Source organism: Paraburkholderia sp. RL17-381-BIF-C, assembly GCF_046026435.1.
Lineage (GTDB): Bacteria > Pseudomonadota > Gammaproteobacteria > Burkholderiales > Burkholderiaceae > Paraburkholderia.
Map to the genome: position 1 here is coordinate 142,233 of NZ_JARESX010000007.1, position 22,962 is coordinate 165,194.

Genomic DNA, 22,962 nt, shown 5'->3' on the forward strand with positions numbered 1-22,962 from the left:
GCGAGACTCGACGATGATGCGCCAATGCGCGCAAACCTGCACGGAGCGTGACATGCCGCATGTACAGGGTTGCTGTTGGAAGGAAGCAGCGGATTTTCTTTCAGAGGGCTTGCGCTACAGAATCGTTCGGAACGTCGCGGCTACAAGTCAAAAAGAAGCGACCGCCTCAGGCTGCATGCAGCCAATGCTCCACCAGCGGGCCGTGTTCGCCGTCAATCGGATCCAGCGACGGAAAAGGCAGCGCCTCCATGGCCGCCAGTTCGTCCGGCGTGAGCGCCTCGCGGCGGATATCCCATTGCTGCCCCTCGGGATAACCGGCCACCACCCGGAAGTGCCGCGCGAACGATTGCAGGCAATGTCCGGTGCCGGCCGGCAGCAGGATCGCGTCGCCGGCGGACAGCGTCACCACCGTGCCGCCCGGTCCGCCTACGATCACTTGCGCGGACCCATCCGTCACGCCCAGAATTTCGTGCGCGGTAGAGTGGAAATGATGGTAGTCGAAGATGCCATCGCGCCATTGCGTCGGCCATGCGTTGCGTTCGAACAGGATTTCGAATGCGGCACCGAGGTCGCCGCTGTCCGGCATGAGCGCACGCCGGTAGATCACGACCGGCAGCTTGCGGTTATTCGGCACCCAATCATGCGGCTTCAGCATGAAGGCTTCGTACTCCGTTTGAGCCGCATCGAATCCATGCAGCGAATCGTTGTGCATGGCATGCTCCTTTGCGCCCCGATGCTCACGATGTTGCGCGGAATCCGGCGCGCGCGTCGGCCCCGGCGATCTTTTCAGCGCCGCATAAAGCGCGCCCGCCTGCGCGCGCGCGATTCTTTGAGCCGCTTTGCGCGCGTGACCGTGTCGGTGAACGAATTTTTCAAACATATGAAGTGAATCCTCCCCTGGTGGGATTTGCATGTACGACACCACCGCGTGTCGAAGCAGCACGTGGCGCGTCAGTTCTTGCGCTGCGACTCGCGTCCGCCCCCTCCCGGCGGCTCGGCATGGGAGCCTGTGCCCAAGGGCACCTCGGCGGTTTGCGCGGGGCTCTCGCTGGAGCGCGGCGGATTAGTCTGCTTGTCCACGCCGGTCTGCTCGACGGGCTCGATGCCCAGCGGGCTGGGTTCGACATAGTGCGTGCCGCTCGGCTTGTTACGCTGTTTCACCGCCTCGGCACTGTGTTCGGCGGAGCTATCCTGGGGTTTGCTGTCCTGCATGACGCCCTCCTCATGTTGTCGGGTATATCGTCATTGCAGCAACATCCGGTCCCTCTCCGCCGACTGTGCGGAAAGCGCACTCGAATCACGGTGGGCACGCCGGTTGCGGGATTTCAAGTGGACGTCCGGACCACCATTTGTAAAAAGGAGATCCTCATGACGATGACGACCATTCGCCTGTCCGAAACGGAAGTGCAAGTCGAGCGAACTCTTTACACATTCGCCCAAAAGAACGACGCGGACGCATTCCAGCGCTGCCTCGCCGATACTTCGATCGATAGTTGCTACCGCACCCATCCGCCGTTATCCGCCCGACCGACGGTGCCCGACGAACATCCCGACGACTCCGGTCGGGGCAGCACGATTTCTCCGTCACTCGGCGGCATGCCCTGAGCCGTTGCGGCCTGCAGACGGCGCGCTCACGCCGCCCCCATCACTTTTCAGGAGCCGCGCGATCCGCGGCGACAATCTCCCGGCCATAGTCGATCGCTGCGCGCCGCGCCTCGTCGGCGGTCGCGTATGGCCCGATCTCCGGCGCGCCGTCGAATGGAAACAGGATTTTTCTGTCCGCCTTTCTGACGACCTTCAGTCCACCTACGTAACGGCCATCGCCTGTTCCGTGATAGCTGGCGTAAATCTCGAAGTCGTCGTCAGCCACGTCGGCCTTATGTCGCGCCATTTGTCTTTCCCTTATCCCTGCACTTCAGTGCGTCGTGTTCGATGTGAGATGTCGGCGCGTGCCGCCGCTCGGCGCCGCGCGCATGTCTTGACCGAGCAATAGCCGTTCCACTCGGTCAGCGCCGGAATTCTTGGGAAGTGGACCGAGTGGCATGCCGATTGCAAACGGCGGTTTGCGAACATCAGGCACCCATCACGGAGATAACAATGATTCTGTTCAGCACACGACGCAGACCGACCTTGCATCTGCATACGCCGACGCCACCCGCGGTCGATCCCGATGTCCCGCTCCCCACCAGCGATCCCGACCCGTCGCCGCCGCCCGACGATGTGCCGCCGAACGATCCGACACGTGCGCCCGAAGGCGATCCGCCAGTCAAACCGCCGCCGGTCGCCACCACCTTCTTCCAGCCTCAGAAGATCGTTGTCAGCGCAAATTAATTCACTGGTCCGGTAATTGCGGAACTCCTCCTGCGAGCCGGTCTTCGAGGAGCGGCCGCCTACGCCGAGGAGGCCCAGCATGAGTACGGATGAGATCGCCGGAACAGCACCCGACAACGCGGAAGCGGATTGCACGCCCGACAGCGCGCCGATCAAGGAATACCGCAACGCGGCAGGCGGCTGGGGCTCGGTGAAAGCGGTCGCGTCGATTCTCGTGCAGGAACACGTCACGTTGAACGGGAGTCGCATCCTGGCGCAACAGAACAAGGCGGACGGCTTCGCGTGCGTAAGCTGCTCATGGGCCAAACCGGCGGACCCGCACCTGTTCGAGTTCTGCGAAAACGGCGCGAAGGCGACCGCGTGGGAGATCACCAGCAAACGCGTCGAAGCCGACTTTTTCGCCACGCATACGCTGAACGAACTGCGCGCATGGAGCGGTCTCGAACTCGAATCACGCGGGCGGCTGACCGCACCGATGCGTTGGGATGCCACAAGCGACCGCTATGTGCAGACCACCTGGGAACACGCGTTCGCCGAGATCGCGAGGGAACTGCAAGCCATTCACCCGAACGAGGCCGTATTTTATGCATCCGGCCGCGCATCGCTGGAAGCGTCCTACATGTATGCGTTGCTTGCCCGGCTCTACGGCACCAACAATTTGCCCGACAGCTCGAACATGTGTCACGAAAGCACCTCGGTCGGCTTGCCGAAGACGATCGGCGTGCCGGTCGGGACGGTGCAACTCGAAGACTTCACCCACACCGACTGCATGCTGTTTTTTGGCCATAACACGGGCACCAACGCGCCGCGCATGTTGCATCAACTGCAGGACGCGCGCAAACGCGGCGTGGAGATCATCACCTTCAATCCACTGAAGGAGCGCGGGCTGGTTAATTTTGCGAACCCGCAGTCGCCGCTCGACATGCTGACCCCGGCCGACACGCAAATCAGTACGCAATACCATCAGATCAAGATCGGCGGCGACGCGGCGGCAATTGCCGGACTCTGCAAGCTGCTAATCGAATGGGACGACGACGCGCAACGCAACGCGGCGCCACGCGTTCTCGACGCGGCGTTCATTGCCGAACACACACTCGGTTTCGAAGCCTTCGCCGACGCCATGCGCGCGACCTCATGGGAAGAGATCGAGCAGCGCTCGCAACTCAGCCGCGCCGCGCTCGAAAGCGTGGCGCGTGTTTACGCGCAGGCGAATGCGTCGATGGTCTTATACGGCATGGGCATCACTCAACACCGCAACGGCGTGCATAACGTGCAGATGTTGTCGAACCTGCTGCTTTTACGCGGCAATATCGGCCGGCCCGGCGCCGGCATCTGTCCGATTCGCGGCCACTCGAACGTGCAGGGACAGCGCACGGTCGGCATCACGGAGAAGCCTGAACTCGCGCCGCTCGACACACTGAAGGACCTGTATGGCTTCGAGCCGCCGCGCGACAAAGGCATGAGCACCGTCGAAGCCTGTCGCGGCGTGCTCGACGGCAAGGTCAAAGCCTTTCTCGGCTTAGGGGGCAATTTCCAGGTGGCGATTCCCGATCATCATGTCATGGACCCCGCCTGGCAACGGCTGCGGCTCACGGTGCAGATCGCCACCAAACTGAATCGCAGCCATCTGTTGCATGGCGAGGTCGCCTATCTGCTGCCGTGTCTCGGGCGCATCGAGATCGACCGCCAGGCGAGCGGCGAGCAATGGGTCAGCGTGGAAGACAGCACGGCCTGCGTACACGGTTCGCATGGAATGGCCGAGCCGGCCGGCGACATGTTGCTGTCCGAGCCGGCGATTGTCGCGGGCATCGCCAAGGCGCTGTTGCCGCGCAATCCGAATCTCGACTGGGATGCGTGGGTAGATGACTATGCACTGGTGCGCGAGGCGATCGAGCGCACCTATCCGGATCAGTTCAAGGGCTTCAATCAGCGCTTCAGGCAGCCAGGCGGGTTTCATCGGCCGCTTGCGGCGTGCGAGCGCAAATGGAACACGGAAAGCGGCAAGGCCAATTTCATCGTGCCCGATACACTCGACGAAGACGCGGATATGCCGTCGCGCGGCCCCGACGTGCTGCGCCTGATGACGACTCGCGGCGACAGCCAGTTCAACACGACCGTGTACGGTCTCGACGACCGCTTCCGCGGCGTGCAAGGCAGCCGTGAGGTGTTGCTCATGCATCAGGACGACATGACACGGCTCGGCTTTGCGGAAGGCGAATCGGTATGTATCTCCACCGACTCGAACGACGGCATCTCGCGCGAGATCGACGGCATGTACGTCCATGCGTTCGACATTCCGCGTGGCTGCATCATGGGCTATTACCCGGAATGCAACCGCTTGATTCCGCTCTCGCATCATGCGAAAACGAGTCAGGTGCCGGCTTCCAAGTCGATCCCGGTGCGGCTGCGCAAAGCCACCCTCGTGACCGAAGCCGCCGCCTGACGCGGCGCAAGCCGACAGGCCTCAGAACTGATGCAGCATCCCGACATAAGCGCCGGTTTGCGATTCGCCGACGAGCGGACTCGTGTTGCCGGCCGCATCGCGAGGCGAAGCTTCGAGCGAAAAATTCGAGTTGCTGCCGTTGTGCACGTAACCCACCGTGCCGTACAGGAAGGTGCGCTTCGACAGGTTGTAGGTGGTGCCGAGCACGTACATCATCGCGTGGCCGGACGGATCGTGCGCGGTGTCGCCCGATCCGTCGCCCACCTTCACGTAGAATCCCCCCGCCGTCACGGCCCAGCGGGGCTGGAAGGTGTAGGTCGCGCCGAGCCAGTAGTGATCCGCGGTGTCGGCCACGCCGGCCGGCGAATCGGGCGCTGAGTAATGCGTGTAGGCGCCCTGCAGTTTCAGCGAGTCGAGGCGCACGTTCGCGCCCACGAAATATTCGCGCGATGCCTGGAAGATGTTGCTGAAGTGACCGTTGACGTCACGCAGTTCGTCGTAGATGCCGCGCACGTCGAAGAGCGGCGAGTGGTACGTCAGCATGATGCCGTCCGAGCGGCCGAACTCGCCCACCGCGCCGCTATTGAACGCGCCTGGCTGGTTGCCGAACGCATATTGCGCCTGCACGTCGAAACCCCAGAACACCGGGCTGTGATACTCGACGTTGTTGCTCGTCTGCTGCCAGTTGCGCCCGCGCACGAGCGAGGCCGACGAAAACGCCTGCTGCACGAACGGGTCGAATTCCCACACGCCGTCGCTATCGATAAACAGATTACGGCCGGCCTGCAACGTGCCCCACTGTTGGCTCTTCAAACCCGCGAACGCGCGCCGAGACCAGAGCCGCCCGCCGCTTGTCGTGCCGTTCATGACCTGCAAGCCGGTTTCGAGGTTGAAGATCGCATTCAGGCCGCCGCCCAGGTCTTCATTGCCTTTGAGGCCGAGCATACTGGTGCCCCAATCGCCTCCTTCCGCGCTCCAGCGGCTTGAACTGCCACCCGCGCCGTTGTTGATGTGATTCAGATATTCCAGGCCCGCGTCGAGGCGGCCATATAGCGTCACACTCGTTTGGCCATATGCCAGCGGACTTGCCACCGCCAGCGCAGCCATGAGTTTTGTATGTAGTCTCATTGTTCTGCCTTCGATTTGTTCTGTCGCGATGTAGGGCAAAGCGGACTGCGAATGTTTCGAAACTGCCGGCCAGCCTGGAATGCAATTGGCAGTTCGAAAGCCGCTCAAGATAAGATAGTCGGTCATTCGGCGTCAGCCAAATCGCAACGCACTATTCGTCATTGACTATTCAACCTTTGCCATGAACGCGCCCGAACTGACCGAAGACGAAAATCTTGGCCTCTACCAACGCGCAACGGAAGGCGGCGCGGAATGGTGGCGCGTCAGTGTGGCAGACCGGCCGGAAAACTATCGCCTCGAACATGGCGTGGACAACGGCGGCGAACCTGGCGCGGTCGATATCGATCTCGTTGTCGATGCGGAAAATCTGCGCGCGAAGCTCAAGAAATGGCGCCGCGAAGGCTTCGCGATCGAGACGGACAATGCCGCAAGCGAGCAATCCGCGGCCGGGCGCGTCGCCTTCATGCCGGAATTGCAGCGCGCCGCGGCACGGACCGCGGCGGCAAAACACCGGCAGGTCGAAGGCACCGGCGAGACCGTGCGCATCGGTCGTGTGGATGTGCCCTGCGGCGTGGGCAATCCGCTCGTGCCGCGCCTGAACCCGGCCTATCTGTTCTCCGAGCGCTTTAACGACATTGTCGAGGACATTGTCGAGAACCGGCGCGTGATGCTGATCGGCCATACCGGCGCGGGCAAGACCAGCCTGATCGAACAGGTCGCGGCGCGTTCGCATCACGGCGTGCTGCGCTCCAACATGAACGGGCAGACCACCGTTGGCGACTTTGTCGGTTTCTGGACGGTCAAGGGCGGTGAGACGATCTGGGTGGACGGCGTACTGCCCACGGCCATGCGCGAAGGACTCTGGCTGATCGTCGACGAAATCGATTTTGCCGAGCCGTCCATTCTCGCCGCCCTCACCGCCGTGCTCGAACCGCACGGCCGCCTCGTGCTGAAGGAGAAAGGCAACGAGATCGTCGCGCCGCATCCGGCCTTCCGGCTGTTCGCCACGGCAAACGCGGTCGGCGCAATGAGTCAGTTCCGGCATCTGTATCAGGGCGCCAATCTGATGAACGAGGCGTTTCTGGATCGCTGGCGCGTTTATCTACTCGACTATCTGACACCCGCTGAAGAAGCCGACGTGCTGATGGCCACGCTCGCCCCGCACATGACGCGCGCGCTCGCCACCACGCTTGCCGCGATCGCCGCCGACTGCCGCGCGGCGTTCGCCCGCGAAGACCTGTCGAGTGCGTTCTCCACCCGGCGCCTGCTCGACTGGGCCGAACTGATGCTGCGCACGGGCGACCCCGAACGCGCAGCCGGCCCGGCAATTTATGCGAAGGTGAGCCCGGAAGACGCCGCGCTGATTCGCGGCATCATCCGTCATCACATCGCGCCGGCCGCCGACGCTTGAACACCATGCACGCCACGCGCAATCCGCGCGACACGCGCGGCTTCGCATTCGAATCCACACTCAGCAAGGTCGCCCGCGTGCTGACCGGTCAGTACGGCGTGACGGTCGCGTTCAGTCCGGATGGTCCGCGCGTCGAGCCAGGCCGCATCGTGATTCCCGACTACGAGTTGAATGGCGAGGTCGAGCGCGATGTGCTGATCGGCTATCTCGACCTGCTGGTCGCGCGCGCCAGGCATGCGTCGCTCGCGCAGCTCGACGCGCTGCCCGCGGGCATCGCCGCGACTCTCGCGCAAGTTGTCGAAGACCGCCGCGTGTGCGGGCAATTGCTCGACGAATATCCGGGCGCGCGCTGGTTCATCGGCAGGTTGCGCCTGCATGCCGCCGAGCGCGTGCTGCAACGCTGGCCAAAGCTGCATTGGCGCGACCGGCTGGTCTGGCTGGTGGAGCGTGCGTTGTGGGACGAGTCGCCCACGCGGAACGAAGCGAGCCAGTCGCTGCTCGCCGCCTTGCATGCCGCGCAGGACTTGCTCGATGAGGCGCGCGCGAGCCGTTCGACCGCGCAGAGCATTGCTGCGGCGCAGGCACTCGTGGCGCGCGTGCGCGCGCTGTCCGCAGGCGAGGCGAACAGCATGGCGTTCACCGCGGATCCGCTCGAAGACATCGATACGGAAACGGCCGCGTCGTCGTCCGCACCGCGCGACGATGACGAAACCACGCGGCCCGATCAGAACAGCGCGACCTCGCCGCCGTCCGATCGAAGCAGTGGCGCGCAGGCGGACAACGCGGTCGGCATGGGTCAATCGCTCGCGGACGCGCAGCAGCCCTCCGAGCGTTCCGAAGGCGAAGCAGCCGGCTCGATGGCGGACGCGTCACGAGCCCGGCTGTCGATTCCGCTCGCCACCGAATTCGACGATATCCGCGATCTCACGGGCCAGGGCGACAGCGCCGCGTGGCACGAACTACGCACGCAAGCGCGCGCGGACACCGCGCCGCTCAAGGAAAAGCTCGAACGCGCGCTGAGCGCCGACGAACGCACGCGCTGGCGCCGCGAGCAGGAGCGCGGCGAGATCGATCGCACCGCATTGGCGAAGCTCGCGACCTCGCCCGGCTACCGCACGCCGTTTCGCACGCAGCGGCCCGCCAAAGGACGCGATGTGGCCGTGACGCTGCTGATCGACCGCAGCGGTTCGATGGCCGGGCGCAAGATCGAACTCGCGCGCCAGTGCGCGGCCGCCTTGTGCGATGCACTGACGCAGTTATCGTTCGACTGCGAAGTACTCGGCTATTGTTCGGTCGAATCCGCGCCCATGAAGCAGCTCTACGAGCGGCAACGGGCAGCGGGCGCCGATTTACGGCGCTATAACCGCTTCGTCGAACGACTCGATCTGAAAGTCTATAAACGCTTCGGCGCGACCGACATGAGCGGGATCGCCGCCATCGACTGCGGGCACGAGAATCCGGACGGCGAGGCGCTGGCCTGGGCCGCGACACGGCTTGCCGATCACCAGGCCGAACGGCGCATTCTGATGGTGTTTTCCGATGGCTACCCATCCACCGGCGACGGCGATCCGCAGGTGTTGCGCAGCGATTTGCGCGAGCGCGTCGCGGCCATCGGCAAGCGCGGTATCGAACTGGTCGGAATCGGCGTACTGACCGACGCGGTCGAGGACTTCTATCCGCACAACGTGGTAGTGAGCCGCCTTGCCGAACTGCCCGCGACGGTGTTCTCCGTACTCAGTTCGATGCTGCTCACGCGGTAACGCCGGCGCCCACGCGGCTCAAAACGCGTTCAGCGGAATCTTCAGGTACCGCACGCCGTTGTCTTCCGGCTCCGGCAAGCTGCCCGCGCGGATATTGACCTGGATGGCCGGCAGAATCAGCGTCGGCATGCCGAGCGTGCGGTCGCGCGCGGTGCGCATCGCCACGAACTCCGCCACGCTCACGCCGTCGTGCAAATGAATATTGCCGCGCCGCTGTTCAGCCACCGTGGTCTGCCATTGCGGCCCGCGTGACGGAGGCGGATAGTCGTGACACATGCACAGCCGCGTGTCGGGCGGCAGCGCGAGCAGCCTGCGCACGGACTCGTACAGCGTATGGGCATCGCCGCCGGGAAAGTCGCAGCGCGCCGAGCCGACATCCGGCATGAACAGCGTGTCGCCCACGAACACGGCATCGCCGATCCGGTACGCCATGTCCGCCGGCGTATGGCCCGGCACATGCAACGCCTCCCCGCTCAACTCGCCGATGCTGAACGTCTCACCCGGCTGGAACAGATGGTCGAACTGGCGGCCGTCGGCAGGCACGTCCTCGCCGAGATTGAAGATGCGCCTGAATGTGCTCTGCACGATGCGAATGCTCTCGCCAATGGCAATCTCGCCGCCCAAAGCTTCCTTCAGATACTGCGCGGCCGACAGGTGATCGGCATGCGCGTGCGTTTCGAGCAGCCACTGAACACGCAGCCCATGCGCGTTGACGAACGCGACGACGCGCTCCGCCGACTCCGTCGACGTACCGCCCGACTTCGGATCGTAGTCGAGCACCGGATCGATCACCGCGCACGCCGAGCCTTCGGACGCGTAGACGACATAGGTGAAAGTGCCGGTGGTGGCATCGTAAAACGCTTCGATCTGAGGCGTCATGGTCGGCTCCTCGACGCTCACGCCGCTTGCGGCTTGAACGGATACTGTTCGATCTGGCCGCCGCGCGCCACCACCACCGTGCTTTCGGGAATCTCTTCCCACCAGCCCGGCAAGTCCGCAAGCGGTTCGGACAACACCAGAAACGCATTCGCGCCGACCGCCGCAATGCGCGGATCGTCCGGATACAGCTCGTGCAGATGACGGAACGAGCTGCTGTGAAAAAGCGAGCGTGACTGCCTTTCGCTCGAATAGCGCACGGCTACGATCTGCTCGCCGTCGGTGACGCACACCGTCATGTTCAGCGGTTCATCCACGCCGTGCTCGCGGCCGGTTTGCTCGACGAAGGCGACCATCCGCTCTAGCGCGATGACCGGCGCCAGTTCCAGACCGAAGGTCAGCGCGAGAAAAAACATCACCTCGGAATCGGTCGAACCTTCGATTGACGGAAACAGATCGGGGTCGATCTTCACCATCAGATCGCGGCGCACGGCCGGATAGTTGCGGATCAGACCATTGTGCGCGAAGAGCCACCGGCCGTGACGGAATGGATGACAGTTGGTTTCCTGCGAAGGCGTATCCGTTGCCGAACGCACATGCGCGACGAACAGCGGTGCGCGGATCGCCCGCGCGGCTTCGCGCAGATTGCGATCGCTCCACGCCGGCTGGATGCAGCGGTAGCGAAACGGAATATCCGTCGGATCGCCGTACCAGCCGATGCCGAAGCCGTCGCCATTGGTCGTGGTGTAGCCAAGCCGCGAATGCAGGCTCTGGTCGATCAAGGAGTGTTTGGCGTTGAACAGCACCGTTTCCAGTTGAAGCGGGTTGCCCGTATAAGCAAGCCAACGGCACATGGAGTGTTCTCCTGTCGGGTGCGTGAGCGCCCCCGGTGCCGGATGGAACAGCAGGCCGCCGGGGATGCGTCTATTTGACCACCGGTTGCAGTGTCGCAATCGGAATCAGGAATTCGGAGAAGCCGGTCAGCATGATCTGCACGCCGATGCACAGCAGCAAAAAGGAAGATACACGCATGGCGACCTTGGTGCCTTCCACGCCGAGATACTTGGCGAAAATCACCGCGCGGCTATAGACCAGATACACCGTGACGGCCACGGCGAGCGAGATCACGACCGACGCAATGCTCGAAATCACGAACTCCGAGAGCTTATGCGTGCGGTTAGCGGTGAGTGCAATGGCGGTGGCGATCGAGCCCGGCCCGGTGGTCAACGGAATGGTAAAGGGGAAAAACGCCTTCGACATTGCGTTGTCCGCGTCCACCCGTTTGACTGCCGGCTGCTCGCCTGGTTGCGTGTCGGGCGCGTTGAGCATCTGCCAGCCGCCCACGGCGACGGCGAGGCCGCCACCAATGCGCAGCGCCTGCATGGAGATGCCGAAGAAATGCAGGATCGGCGTTCCGATGAAGAACGCCACCAGCAGCACACACACCACGTTGATGGCGATCTTGCGGGCCAGCAACGTGCGCTCTTCCGTGCTCAGCGAAGCAGTCCGGTCGAGGAAGACGAAAGCAATGCCGATCGGGTTGATGATGCTGATCAGCCCGGTAAAGCCAAACAGAATGTCCGGGATCAGACTTTCGACCATATGCGTTTCCGTGTCGAGCGGCGGCTCGGGTAGCTCGTCTGTGTACCCGGCGCGCCGCGCCATGTTGATGAAACCGGAGTCTCTCCGGCGATTCCGATGACGCTTGCGTTGCGTGGCGAGATCATATCGCGGCGCGCCAACCAGGATCGTAAAAAAGCCCGGCGCTTGAGCGTGTGCCGCGGCGCGCCACGCCGCGCTTGCCGCCTTGCAACGCAGCAACCGGAACCCATGAAGGTGCGCCCGCAACTTTCAGAAAGCCTACACTTTTTTGACCTGCTTTACGCGACCAAAGCATCAGGCATACAGTCCCCAGCGAAGCCGCACTTTCAACGAGACGTACTTACCAGTTCGAGGAGTTGCCCCCATGTTGCTTCGTGTACTCGCCGCGCTGCCGTTCATCGGCATTCTGCTCGGTGTCCCGTTTGTAAATCGTGTCGAGCCGCTGATGCTCGGCATGCCGTTCGTGCTGGCCTGGATCGTCATGTGGGTGGTGCTCAGTTCGATCATCATGGCGATCATCTACCGTCTGGACCCGTCCAACCGTCAGCTCGCCGTGGATGGCGAGGAGGCCAGCTCATGAGCGCACTCATCATCATTGCGGCGATTACGCTGTTTGCGCTTTACCTGGGCGTGCGCGCCAAGCGCGGCCACGACATGAGTCTCGAACAATGGACCGTGGGTGGCCGCAGCTTCGGCACGGCCTTCGTGTTCCTGCTGATGGCAGGCGAAATCTATACGACCTTCACCTTCCTCGGCGGCAGTGGCTTTGCATATGGCAAGGGCGCGCCGGTCTATTACATTCTGGCCTACGGCACGCTCGCGTACATCCTTTCGTACTGGATGTTGCCGCCCATCTGGCGTTATGCGAAAAAACACCGGCTCGTCTCGCAGCCGCACTTCTTCACGCGCAAATACGAAAGCCCGGCGCTCGGCACGCTGGTCGCATTGGTCGGCGTGGCCGCGCTGATTCCCTACCTCGTGCTGCAGCTGAAGGGGCTCGGCATTATCGTGGCGACGGCCTCGTACGGGGCGATTTCGTCGACGGCGGCCGTGTGGATCGGCGCGTGCGTCGTGACCGCTTATGTGATCGTTTCGGGCGTGCGCGGTTCGGCGTGGAATTCGGTGGTGAAGGATCTGCTGATTCTGGCCATTGTGTTGTTCCTCGGCATCTATTTGCCGCTGCACTATTACGGCGGCTTCGGCGAGATGTTCCACGCGATCGACGCCGCGCGCCCCGGCTTCCTGACCTTCCCGGCCAAGGGTTCGAGCGTGACGTGGTTCCAGTCGACGGTATTGCTCACGGCGCTCGGCTTCTTCATGTGGCCGCATACGTTCGGTTCGATCTTCACCGCGAAGGACGAGCGCATCTTCCGCCGTAACGCGATGGTCCTGCCGCTGTACCAGCTGATTCTGCTGTTCGTGTTCTTCGTGGGCTTTGCGGCGACGCTGAAGGTGCCGGGTCTGAAGGGCGGCGACATCGACCTGTCGTTGTTCCGCCTGTCGTTGCAGACCTTCGACCCGTGGTTCGTCGGCGTGATCGGCGCGGCCGGGATTCTGACCGCGCTGGTGCCCGGCTCGATGATCCTCACGTCCGCGTCCACGCTGCTCGCCAACGACGTGTATCGCGGCATGGTGAACCGCAACGCGTCGGACGCCACAGTGGCGACGCTCGCGCGTGTGCTCGTGCCGGTCGTGGCGCTGGTGGCGGTCGGCTTCACGCTGCAAGGCGGCGAAACCATCGTGGCGTTGCTGCTGATGGGTTACAGCTTCGTGACCCAGCTCTTCCCTGCGGTGATCTGCAGCCTGCGTCCGCATAACCGCGCGACCAAACAGGGCGCGTTTTGCGGGATTCTGGCGGGAGTGGCGGTGGTGGCCGTGACGACGACCATGCACCTGAGCGTCGGTCAGTTGATGCCGTTCCTGCCCGACGCGCTGAAGGACGTCAATATCGGGTTCCTCGCGCTGGCGGTGAATATCATCGTGTTCGCGGCGGTGAGCGCGATGACGCAGCCGCGGCCGGTCGAGCAGACCCACGCGCCGGTGCATTAAGACTTTTTCCGGCAGTTGTCGAAAGGGGCTGTCGCTTCGGCGACAGCCCCTTTTCATTTCAAGCCCCACGCCTGCGTCGAGAAACAGAAAGTCAAATCTACACACGAATGAAAAAACGCATTGCGGTGCGGCGCACGGTCAAGACATTTAAATAGGCGCCCGCAGCCAAAAAGCCGCTTGTCCGCACTGCAACACAAACCTTGCGCGCCGCCACAATAACGACCCAAACATCAGGCACACCCCTTGCTGAAAGGACAGCTCAACGCATCTCACCGCACTGTGCAAGTGCACAAATCCCGTCCTTGGGGGCCGCTTTGCCGCTCAACGTTCTTCTCGTCGCTTCCGAAGCCCTGCCGCTCGCCAAATCCGGCGGACTCGGCGACATGGTCAGTGCATACGCCGCCGCCCTGCGCGATGCCGGCGTCGATGTCTCGATCCTGATGCCCGCCTATCCGGCCGCGCTCGAACGCGCCGTCGAGGTCGCGCCGGTCGCGCGCATGACAGGCCTGCCCGGCGGCGACGCACGGCTCCTGCGCGGCCAGATGCCCGACACCTGCATACCGGTGCTGCTTCTGCAGATGGATCACCTGTTTGCTCGCGAAGGCCTGTACCGCGATCCGCAGGGGCGCGACTACCTGGACAACCTGACCCGCTTCGCCTCGCTCGCGGCAGCGGCCGCGCGGGTGGCGCGTGGCGTGCGCAACGTGAAGCGCCCCGACATCGTGCACGCGCACGATTGGCATGCAGGACTCACGCCCCTTTACCTGCGGCTCGCGGGCGTTGCCGCGAAAAGCGTGTTCACGATTCACAACCTCGCGTTCCAGGGCAACCATCCGCTCGCCATGGGCGGCTGGATCGGCGTGCCGCCCGAATTGCTGGCGCCTGCGCTGTCGGACGAACGCAGCATCGAGTTCTACGGCTCGCTCAGCATGATGAAAGCCGGCATTGTGCATGCCGATCGCGTCACCACCGTGAGCCGCCGCTATGCACGCGAAATCCTGACGCCGCGTTTCGGCCACGGCATGGAAGGCGTATTGCAGGCGCAGGCCGGCAAGCTGTCGGGTATCGTCAACGGCATCGACACCACGGTCTGGAATCCCGCCACCGACAAACACATCGCCCGCCCCTATTCCGTCGACGACACCGCCGGCAAGCAAGCCTGCAAGCGTGAACTGCAAGAGGCCTTCGGTCTCACGCGCGATCCGTTCGCGCCGCTGGTCGCCATCGGCAGCCGACTTACCGAACAGAAGCTCGCCGATGTCGTCGTGCATACGCTGCCGGCGCTGCTCGAACGGCATCCGCGCTTGCAGTTCGCGATTCTCGGTCAGGGCGAGCATGGTATCGAACAGGCACTGCAGGACATCGCGGCGGCATGGCCGGGGCGCGTCGGCGTGCAGATCGGCTATGACGAGCGGCGCGCGCACATGCTGCATGCGGGCGCGGACATTCTGCTGCATGGCAGCCGCTTCGAACCCTGCGGACTCACGCAGCTCTACGCGATGCGCTATGGCACGATTCCGGTGGCGTCGCGTGTCGGCGGCCTGGCCGATACGATCGTCGATTATCTGCCGTACGATCCACGCGGCGACAGCAAGGCAACCGGCTTCCTGTTCGACGGCGAAGGCCCGGACGACGTCATGCATGCACTGGGCCGCGCGCTGTCCGCGTTCGTGGAGCCATCGTCGTGGCACGTGTTGCAGCGTAACGCGATGAGCCGCGACTTCGGTTGGGACACGTCGACTTCGAACTATCTCGCGCTGTATGCGGATCTGGTGGATGCACGTCCGGCGCTGCGCGATACGCGGATTCGCAAGACTGCGGTTCGGCCGCGGGCGGCTGCCGCTGCGAGTGGCCGCAGGGAAGACTTCAATGCGGGCCTCGGCGAGATGGCGCGCAGCGCGTAGTGGCGTGATGGCGTGATGGGGGATTCGTAATCAAGTTTCGTAATCGGTTTGAGGCACCCGGCTAAGGTTATCGGCTGCGCGCCGCAACTGACACGTTATGCTATGCGGCCTGCCATGTTTCGTGGAGTCGCCGATGCATTCGCCCGTTCTCCGGGTCGCCCGCCCCACTAACGATCTGCATAAGGTCACCGATTTCTACACCCGCGGGCTGGACTTCGAAGTCCTCGCGCGCTTCGAGAATCACGCGGGCTTCGATGGCGTCATCGTGGGACGGCGAGGCTGCCCCTGGCACCTCGAGTTCACGCATCAACACGGCGTGACCGTGGACCGGGCGCCGACCACCGAGCACCTTCTCGTGCTCTATCTGCCTGAGCGCGATGCATGGTGTGCGGCCGTCGAACGGCTCGAAGCGCTCGGCGCAATGGCCTGCGAATCTGAGAATCCCTATTGGGACCGTCAGGGCAAAACTTTCGAAGATCCGGATGGCTATCGGATCGTTTTGCAGAACAGTTCATGGGTCGACACGTCACCGGCTTCTTCTGCGCATACGGACGATTCGCCACGCATGACGTCATGACGCGCGGCCTTTCGCGCTCCCACACTTTGTCCACCCAGCCTGCCGAAAGCCGCTTGACAGCTTGCCCCGGCATTAGGCAAGCTGCGGCGTGCAGAACGTCTGCACTGCGAGTCCGGTTTGCTGTTGCCTCTGTTGCCTCTGTTATCCCGCGCTGTCCGAATGATCACGCTGCCGTCTTGCACGGCGCATTCGCAAGGGTCGCAATGTACAGAACACGAACTATCGCTGCCGCGCTATTGGCCATCGCCCTCGCCGCCTGCCAGACGGCGCCTACCAACGACTTCGCCAGAGCCCCTGTCGCCCCGGTCACCGCCAGTAGCGCCGACATCCGCTCGATCGCCAAAGACGCCTATCTCTACGGCACGCCAATGGTCGATTCATACGGCATCATGTATGCGTTTTCGGTGGACTCCACCAACCCGCAATACAAAGGCCCGTTCAATTCCATCCTGAACATCTCGCGCGTTTTCACGCCGGACGACACCGCCTTCGTCACGCCCAACTCCGATACACCCTACTCGTTCGCCGGCCTCGACCTGCGCGCGGAACCGGTAGTGATCACCATCCCGCCCATGGACCCGAAGCGCTACTTCGTGTTCCAGTTGATGGACCTCTACACCTTTAACTTCGCGTATATCGGCAGCCGCACGACGGGCAACAACGGCGGCACGTTCCTGATCGCGGGACCACGCTGGAACGGGCAGACGCCCAATGGCATCACGCAGGTCATCCGTTCCGAGACCGATCTCGTGAACGTGGTCGGGCGCACGCAATTGTTCAATCCGGACGACCTCGACAACGTCAAGCAGATTCAGGCGGGCTACAAGGTGCAAACGCTGTCGGCGTTCACCGGCAGCAAACCCGCACCCACCGCGCCGCCAGTGCAGTGGATCAAGCCGATCGCACCGGCCACCGCGCGGACATCGCTCGAGTTCTTCAATGAACTTGCCTTCGTGCTGCAGTTCGCGCCGGTCAATCCGGACGAAGCGGGGCTGCGCAGCCGCTTTGCACAGATCGGCGTCGTGCCCGGCAAACGGTTCGATGTCAACGCGCTCTCACCCGAGCAGAAAGCGGCCTTTCAGGCCGGCATGCAGGATGGTCAGAAGGCGATCGACGACAGGCGCGCTTCACTCGGCGGCAAGACCGACACGCTATTCGGCTCGCGCGAGTATCTGAAGAACGACTACGTGGCGCGCGCCACCGGCACCCAGGTCGGCATCGGCGCGAACTCGCGCGAGGAGGCGTTGTATCCGGTGCTCGACAAGGATTCGGCCGGCCAGCCCCTCGACGGCAGTCAGCGTCGCTACGTGCTGCGGTTTCCGAAGGGACAATTGCCGCCAGTGAATGCGTTCTGGTCGGTGACCATGTACGCGCTGCCCAGTCAGTTGCTCGTGAAGAATCCGATCGATCGCTATCTGATCAATTCGCCCATGCTGCCGCAACTCAGGAAGGATCGCGATGGCGGCCTGACGATCTATATTCAGGCGAAGTCGCCGGGCAAGGGCAAAGAGGCCAACTGGCTGCCGGCGCCGGATGGGCCGTTCATGATCACCATGCGCTTCTACTGGCCCAAACCGGCGCTGCTGGACGGCAAGTGGAAGACACCGGTGGTGAAGCGGGTGAAATAGGTTTGGCGCGTGTGTGATGCGTGCTGCTTGCTGCTTGCTGCTTGCTGTCTAATGCCTGGTGCCAGGTGCGAGCCATGAATGGCTCGCACTGAACGCGTCACGTCGAAGTCTTCTCGATGCATCGGCAACCCGCTTCTAATTCTGCCGCTTGCCGATAATCACGATGCCGCGCGACAGTCCGCTCACGCTATCCACCGCCAGCGCCGCTGCGTACAACTGCGCGACCGGCACCCAGACGGCCGGATATTTGTAACGCGCCACATCGAGCAGCAACGCGCTGTCGCTCGCCGAGTCGTAAGCGCCGAGCGGCGACCAGTGTCCGCCACCCGCTTCGCCGATTTCCATGCGCCGGAAATTCAACAGCACAAAGCGGTCGTTGTGCGCCGTGGTCGCGCGCACGATATCGCGGAACTGACCGAGCGACAGGTCCGCGGCGTGATATTTCCTGACCGCGACCGGAAATGCAGTGAGGGCCGTGCTGAGCTGGTCGAGCGTCATGCCCTCCCTCGACACCTGCGCGGCGTTGGCGACCTGCGGATCGATTGCGCGGAAAAAATCGTCCTGCGAGAAGAACGGAAAATCCGGATATTGCGTCGACTCGGGCCGGCGAATGCCCAGTGCATTGAGCGCCATGACCGACGTGGCCACGGAGCAATAGGCTTCGTTACGCTGGGTTTCGAAATACTGCGAGAGCGGCCAGTATGACTGGTTGGACACTGCACCCGTCAATCGTTTCTGACCGGCCGGCTGCGCCAGCGCAACCAGGTTTGGCGGGACCGGCAGCGACCCTGCGGCCGTGCGTGCTGTAGCCTGAGCGCCGGGCTGATTGCCGGGCTGTGCGGCCGGTTGAATGACAGCCGGTTGAGCGCCAGGTTGAACAGGCGCCGGCGGCACCGGCGCGCAGGCAGCCAAGGTCGCGACCAGAATGGCGACGAGCCACTCCGGCTGCTTCAAGCGCCCCACGGCGCGCATCATCGAATATCTGGACATGGATCTTTCCGCTGGGACCGAATTCGCATCGACCACGATCGCGCCGGCGCATGAATCATGCACACGTCGTCGAGCCTCGTTTTTGTAACACGAAACACAGCTCAGCGTGCGCGCGAGGTCATCGCGTAGGGGTATTCGAATGCCGGGGCGGAAAGTGAAGCTGAAGAGGCACAACCCTGCTCCGCACCGAGGATGCGCACACGCAAACATGCATACACGCGCCGAGTGTGCGCTCAGTCAGCTTTCGCCGTGAAAGCGTAACCGTTTTTGCCGCTGCGCTTGACGCGGTACATCGCCTCGTCCGCCGCGGCCACGAGACGCTGGTAGTCGCCGACGAGGTCGGGAAAGCTGGCAATGCCGATACTCGCGCGCACCAGCCCGAGTCCCATCTGCTCATCGGTCGCCACCACGCACGCAATCAGCCGCCGGGCAACCTCGGCCAGTTCGTCGGCCGTGGAGAATTCGTGTATCAGTACCGCGAATTCGTCGCCGCCAATGCGCGCGACAACGTCGCGTTTGCGCACCGACTCGCGAAAACGCCGCGATACCGCGATCAGGAATTCGTCGCCCGCACGGTGGCCATGCGAGTCGTTGACCTGCTTGAAACCATCCAGATCCACATACAGCACGGCGATTTTGCGAGGCGCCGGTCCTGGCTGCGGGTTCGCCGCTGCATCGTCGAGCACGGCGAACAGCTGGCGCCGGTTCGGCAGCGTGGTGAGCGGATCGTGCAACGCGGCGTACTCGAATTCGTACGACTCGCCCACCAGTTGACGATTGCGTTTGGCGTACATGCCGAGCGCGGTGAGCAACAAACAGAACAGCAGCGCAGCCAGCGCGATCAGCACGTTCGCGACGTGGGCAACCCGCAGGCGTATGTCCGCGCCATCGGCATCGCGCAGTGCCCGCCAATGCGCGGAGACCGTGGCCAGCAGCGCCTCGGTCTCGCTCAGACTGGCGTCAGCCATCAACGCCGAGCCGGGCATGTGCGGCGCGGCAGACGGGCTGGCGTTCACCAATGCCGCGAGCGCCCCGAGGCGATCGGCGAGTTCGGCACGTGCCTGCCGGTAACCCTGCGCTTGCGCCTCGCGATCACCGGGGCGTTGCCGCCATACCTCGACCATGGCACGCGCACTGTCAGCGCGGCCTGCCGCTTCGAGCACGAGCCCGGCGTATTCCTGTTTCAACTGATCGGAGAAGATCGTTCTGATCTGCGAGGCGAGATACAGAAGACCAGCCAGCAGACAGACCAGCGAGGCGCCGGCCAATATGGCGGGCGCCCGCCTGAACCGGGTCATGAAGGCGCCTGCCGGACCCATGCGAGCGCCACGTCGTCGCTCAGGGATGGGAATAGATGTCTTGCCGATTTGCGTTGCCATGCTGCCGATAGTTCACTCGACGAAAAAAGAGCCCGATGCGGGTGAACGCGTTGTCTTTATGCTTCGCGTTCGCCAAGGTCGTACGGCGCTCCTGCGGCGTTGCACGACTATCTTTACCCGCTCGCGACGGGACCGCTTGCTGCACGGCAGGCGCGCCGACGCTTGCCGAACGTCGGGCCGCGCTGGCAGAGGAAGCAGGCGCGTCGGGCGCCGCATCTGTCACGAAGTTTGTCTGGAGCGTCGGTGGCGAATGCCGTTTGACCTCACCAGACCAGGTGGCTAACTGCCCGCCCGCTTCCGGATCGTCGACGGTGGGTGCTGCCGTCACCGTGGGGCTGCGTTCCGCCGGCGCTGACGGCAACGATGTCGCGCCGCTGGTTCGTGCAACCACCGCCGCACTCCCCGATGCGCCGCTACCGAGCGCTTGCCGTGCGCCGGCCATTGCTTCGGTGTAGGCCTTCTGATCGTGATTGAACCAGACACCGTACGCCACCGTACCCATCACGCCGATCGCGAGCGCGCTGGCCACAGCCACGCACATGGCGAAGCGTCCGAACCGCGGCGGCGCAGCGGAAAGTGGCAAACCGTTCATTCGGCCGCCGACATCCAGGCCGGCGGCCAGAGAGTGGGGCAAGTTGGGATCATTGAACATCGCAGTACTCTCCGAAATCCTTATGTCTGATCTGTCGGCAGGCTTTATTCACACGATCTTGCAGATCGAGGCAAAGCCGCTCGACGAATTGAGCCCCCTCAACGCACGAGAACAACACGGCAATGCTGCGCTTTAAACGGCGTCTTGGCGAGGCAGGGTTGCGTTGGAGAAACAGGTAAAACTTCTACGACGCTGGTAGTCGCGCGCAATGTCGGCAGCCTTCGCAAGGTGCGTCTGCAGGCCGTGCAAGCCGCACGCGGCGGGCGGCGAGCGGACGGCTGTGGGGTGATGCGACAGCCACGCTCAGGCGCAATGGCTTGCTCGCGCTTGACGTCTCATGTCTTAAACGCAAGTGCCATTCCCGATATCCGGCCATTGGCTGCAAACAATGACAAGCACCGCCTGCACTCGCGCGGGATCAGATCGAATCGCGTCGCGCGTGGCTTGCCTTGATCGGCGCGGAGAACGCCGCATCCCGCCTCCACGAGCACCGGTCAATCACCTCGTGTCGCGCGCCTGCCGGCGACGCTCGCGCTGGCGTCTGGAAGCTCGGTTTCGGCGCGAGGCGGCTACTGTTATTTTGAGTGTGGAGACTGCGTGTGGAAACCCGGGTCGTCGCATCTTGCCGTTCCCACGGCGAAGGCCGCGCCGGGATCTCTCCTATTTCGGCGCTTACTGCACGGTAATCGTTTCCTTCATATTCGGGTGGATGCCGCAAAACACCTTGTACACGCCTGGCTTATCGAACTTGAACTGGTAAGTGTCGTTCTGATCGAGCGCGGCGGAGCGAAACATGCCCGCGTCGTTCACGACGGTATGCGGCTCGCCGTCGAGGTTTTTCCAGGTCACAGTCGAGCCGGCTTTGACCGTCAGTTCCATCGGCGAGAACATGAAGTTCTTGATGACGACCGCGTTCGGCGTTTCCGCCCGCGCCACCGAGAACCCCGACAATGCCGCAAACAATGCCGAACTGGCAGCCATTACGAGAAAAATGCGGCGAATGTTTTTAGTTTGCATAACTGATCTCCTGCAAGAAGAAAGTGACGATCAAACCAGTGTCGTGTCGTTCAGCGTCGCCTTGAGCGGATGCCGCGTGACTTTGATGCTGGTGACCCCAAGCATTTTCGGGAGCTGGTCGCTAGCCACCGTCAAAGGTCCGGGGCCGGTTCCGTTGCCGGCCGTTGGCTGCGGATAGGCCGTCGAGCGCGCCGTATGGAAGGTGATGTTGCCCTCCACTTTCGACACGATCTGATGAATGTGGCCGTTCAGCACCGTCACCGAGCCGAAGCGCTTCAGATAGCTCATCGCCTGTCCGGCATCGCCGGTGCCCCAGCCCCATGGCTCGTAGATCGTCCACATCGGCATATGCGCGAACACGACGATCGGTGTGCTGGACGAACGCCCCTTCAGATCGTTTTCGAGCCACTCGAGCTGTTCGTCGCCCAGACCGCCCAGGCCGTTCGGCTTGAAGTGCATGACGTTGACGAGGCCGACGAAGTGCACGCCCTGGTGGTCGAAGCTGTAATAGCCCTTGTTGTCCGAGGGCTTGCCGAACCGGCTGAAGTATTCCGTTCCGGGGCCGTCCGTCACGTCGTGCTCGCCGGGCACGGTATGCAGCTCGGTGATCTTCAGACCGGACATCAACTGGGCCGCGAGATCGAACTCCGCAGGTTTGGAAAGGTGCGTGATATCGCCGGTATGGATAGTCAGCGCGGGCTTGACCGGCATCGCGTTGACGTACTCGATGGTCTGCTTCAGCGTGCCCGCCACGTCCGGGTTGGCTTCCTTGTTAAAGCCGATGTGCGAGTCGCTGATCTGCAGGAAAAGCGGCACGCCCGAGCCGGCCGCGGACGATTTCTGGTCGGCGGCGAGCGCCAGTTCCACCGGCGTCAGTATCCCGCCGGACAAAACGAATACGGTGCCGAGGCCACCGAATGCAAGACACTTCAGCGCGCCGCGACGCGACGCGTCGAACGAATGATCTGACGACATGTTGACCTCACGATAAAGAGTCGCAGACGGGCCGCGGATTATCCGGCGGCCCTTGCGGATCGGTTCGTCAGGCATGACTGGACCGGCCCCGGTTTTATTCCCGGGGTAATCCATCGCGCAGGTCTTTTTTGTCAGTCGGCACAGCTGCAACGAAAAAGCGGCCCGCCTCGCTGCATGGGGGGGGGGGGCGCGGGGCGGCGGGGGCCGTGGGGGTTATGGGCGTGGGGGGCCCGGGGGGTG

Annotated in this window: 22 protein-coding genes; 10 read left to right on the forward strand and 12 right to left on the reverse strand. The window is 63.3% G+C overall.

The genetic code is table 11. The features are described 5' to 3' along the window. Window positions 1-166: 166 nt before the first annotated feature. On the reverse strand, window positions 167-712 hold the full coding sequence (locus tag P0D70_RS07510) for a cupin domain-containing protein (RefSeq protein ID WP_408183950.1): 546 nt from the start codon (window positions 710-712) through the stop codon (window positions 167-169). A gap of 239 nt (window positions 713-951) precedes the next feature. After that, on the reverse strand, window positions 952-1,212 hold the full coding sequence (locus P0D70_RS07515) for a hypothetical protein (protein ID WP_408183951.1): 261 nt from the start codon (window positions 1,210-1,212) through the stop codon (window positions 952-954). 156 nt (window positions 1,213-1,368) lie between these two features. On the opposite strand from P0D70_RS07515, the gene P0D70_RS07520 reads away from it, so the two are divergent. Further along, the gene (locus P0D70_RS07520) at window positions 1,369-1,605 is read left to right on the forward strand and encodes a hypothetical protein (protein ID WP_408183952.1); all 237 of its coding nucleotides are present in this window, start codon (window positions 1,369-1,371) and stop codon (window positions 1,603-1,605) included. Between the two features lie 40 nt (window positions 1,606-1,645). On the opposite strand, the gene P0D70_RS07525 is transcribed toward P0D70_RS07520, so the two are convergent. Next, window positions 1,646-1,891 (reverse strand): DUF6723 family protein, encoded by a 246-nt coding sequence (locus P0D70_RS07525; RefSeq protein ID WP_091808250.1) that lies wholly within the window; start codon window positions 1,889-1,891, stop codon window positions 1,646-1,648. Window positions 1,892-2,097: 206 nt separating this feature from the next. Here P0D70_RS07525 and P0D70_RS07530 point away from each other — a divergent pair, with 206 nt between their 5' ends. Both P0D70_RS07530 and P0D70_RS07535 read left to right on the forward strand, forming a co-directional pair. Beyond that, on the forward strand, window positions 2,098-2,331 hold the full coding sequence (locus P0D70_RS07530; protein ID WP_091808248.1) for a hypothetical protein: 234 nt from the start codon (window positions 2,098-2,100) through the stop codon (window positions 2,329-2,331). Window positions 2,332-2,410: 79 nt separating this feature from the next. Further along, the gene (locus tag P0D70_RS07535; RefSeq protein ID WP_408183953.1) at window positions 2,411-4,774 is read left to right on the forward strand and encodes an FdhF/YdeP family oxidoreductase; all 2,364 of its coding nucleotides are present in this window, start codon (window positions 2,411-2,413) and stop codon (window positions 4,772-4,774) included. Between the two features lie 21 nt (window positions 4,775-4,795). Here P0D70_RS07535 and P0D70_RS07540 read toward each other — a convergent pair whose 3' ends face one another. Then, window positions 4,796-5,902 (reverse strand): porin, encoded by a 1,107-nt coding sequence (locus P0D70_RS07540; RefSeq protein ID WP_494478131.1) that lies wholly within the window; start codon window positions 5,900-5,902, stop codon window positions 4,796-4,798. 181 nt (window positions 5,903-6,083) lie between these two features. On the opposite strand from P0D70_RS07540, the gene P0D70_RS07545 reads away from it, so the two are divergent. After that, window positions 6,084-7,313: an AAA family ATPase gene (locus P0D70_RS07545; protein ID WP_408183954.1), complete on the forward strand. Its 1,230-nt coding sequence runs from the start codon at window positions 6,084-6,086 to the stop codon at window positions 7,311-7,313. Window positions 7,314-7,318: 5 nt separating this feature from the next. Continuing rightward, entirely contained in the window at window positions 7,319-9,073 is a 1,755-nt protein-coding gene (locus P0D70_RS07550; RefSeq protein WP_408183970.1) for a cobaltochelatase CobT-related protein, read from the forward strand. Window positions 9,074-9,091: 18 nt separating this feature from the next. Here P0D70_RS07550 and P0D70_RS07555 read toward each other — a convergent pair whose 3' ends face one another. From P0D70_RS07555 to P0D70_RS07565, 3 genes are all read right to left on the reverse strand, one after another. Next, window positions 9,092-9,952 (reverse strand): MBL fold metallo-hydrolase, encoded by an 861-nt coding sequence (locus P0D70_RS07555; protein ID WP_408183955.1) that lies wholly within the window; start codon window positions 9,950-9,952, stop codon window positions 9,092-9,094. Window positions 9,953-9,969: 17 nt separating this feature from the next. Further along, on the reverse strand, window positions 9,970-10,803 hold the full coding sequence (locus P0D70_RS07560; protein ID WP_408183956.1) for a class II glutamine amidotransferase: 834 nt from the start codon (window positions 10,801-10,803) through the stop codon (window positions 9,970-9,972). A 70-nt stretch (window positions 10,804-10,873) separates the two neighbouring features. After that, window positions 10,874-11,551, reverse strand: a complete 678-nt coding sequence (locus P0D70_RS07565) for a MarC family protein (protein WP_091809292.1) — start codon at window positions 11,549-11,551, stop codon at window positions 10,874-10,876. A 364-nt stretch (window positions 11,552-11,915) separates the two neighbouring features. On the opposite strand from P0D70_RS07565, the gene P0D70_RS07570 reads away from it, so the two are divergent. The 5 genes from P0D70_RS07570 (at window position 11,916) to P0D70_RS07590 (ending at window position 17,709) form a co-directional block, all read left to right on the forward strand. Then, on the forward strand, window positions 11,916-12,131 hold the full coding sequence (locus P0D70_RS07570) for a DUF3311 domain-containing protein (RefSeq protein WP_091808235.1): 216 nt from the start codon (window positions 11,916-11,918) through the stop codon (window positions 12,129-12,131). After that, a complete protein-coding gene (locus P0D70_RS07575; protein WP_091808232.1) occupies window positions 12,128-13,600 on the forward strand; it encodes a sodium:solute symporter family protein in 1,473 nt (490 codons plus the stop codon). The genes P0D70_RS07570 and P0D70_RS07575 overlap by 4 nt, the downstream gene beginning before the upstream one ends. Before the next feature lie 314 nt (window positions 13,601-13,914). Beyond that, window positions 13,915-15,504 (forward strand): glycogen synthase GlgA, encoded by a 1,590-nt coding sequence (gene glgA, locus P0D70_RS07580; RefSeq protein WP_408183957.1) that lies wholly within the window; start codon window positions 13,915-13,917, stop codon window positions 15,502-15,504. Window positions 15,505-15,637: 133 nt separating this feature from the next. Further along, window positions 15,638-16,081 (forward strand): VOC family protein, encoded by a 444-nt coding sequence (locus tag P0D70_RS07585; RefSeq protein ID WP_408183958.1) that lies wholly within the window; start codon window positions 15,638-15,640, stop codon window positions 16,079-16,081. Between the two features lie 203 nt (window positions 16,082-16,284). Next, complete coding sequence (locus P0D70_RS07590; protein WP_408183959.1) at window positions 16,285-17,709, forward strand: DUF1254 domain-containing protein; 1,425 nt, start codon at window positions 16,285-16,287, stop codon at window positions 17,707-17,709. Between the two features lie 135 nt (window positions 17,710-17,844). On the opposite strand, the gene P0D70_RS07595 is transcribed toward P0D70_RS07590, so the two are convergent. The 5 genes from P0D70_RS07595 to P0D70_RS07615 all read right to left on the reverse strand — a co-directional run bounded on the left by P0D70_RS07595 (window position 17,845) and on the right by P0D70_RS07615 (window position 22,722). Continuing rightward, window positions 17,845-18,699: a phytochelatin synthase family protein gene (locus P0D70_RS07595; protein WP_408183960.1), complete on the reverse strand. Its 855-nt coding sequence runs from the start codon at window positions 18,697-18,699 to the stop codon at window positions 17,845-17,847. 233 nt (window positions 18,700-18,932) lie between these two features. After that, window positions 18,933-19,997, reverse strand: coding sequence for a diguanylate cyclase domain-containing protein (locus P0D70_RS07600; RefSeq protein ID WP_408183961.1), 1,065 nt, complete (start codon window positions 19,995-19,997; stop codon window positions 18,933-18,935). 40 nt (window positions 19,998-20,037) lie between these two features. Then, window positions 20,038-20,730, reverse strand: a complete 693-nt coding sequence (locus tag P0D70_RS07605) for a hypothetical protein (protein ID WP_408183962.1) — start codon at window positions 20,728-20,730, stop codon at window positions 20,038-20,040. Between the two features lie 672 nt (window positions 20,731-21,402). After that, window positions 21,403-21,747 (reverse strand): cupredoxin domain-containing protein, encoded by a 345-nt coding sequence (locus P0D70_RS07610; RefSeq protein WP_408183963.1) that lies wholly within the window; start codon window positions 21,745-21,747, stop codon window positions 21,403-21,405. A gap of 30 nt (window positions 21,748-21,777) precedes the next feature. Beyond that, complete coding sequence (locus P0D70_RS07615) at window positions 21,778-22,722, reverse strand: metallophosphoesterase family protein (RefSeq protein WP_408183964.1); 945 nt, start codon at window positions 22,720-22,722, stop codon at window positions 21,778-21,780. Between the last annotated feature and the right edge of the window lie 240 nt (window positions 22,723-22,962).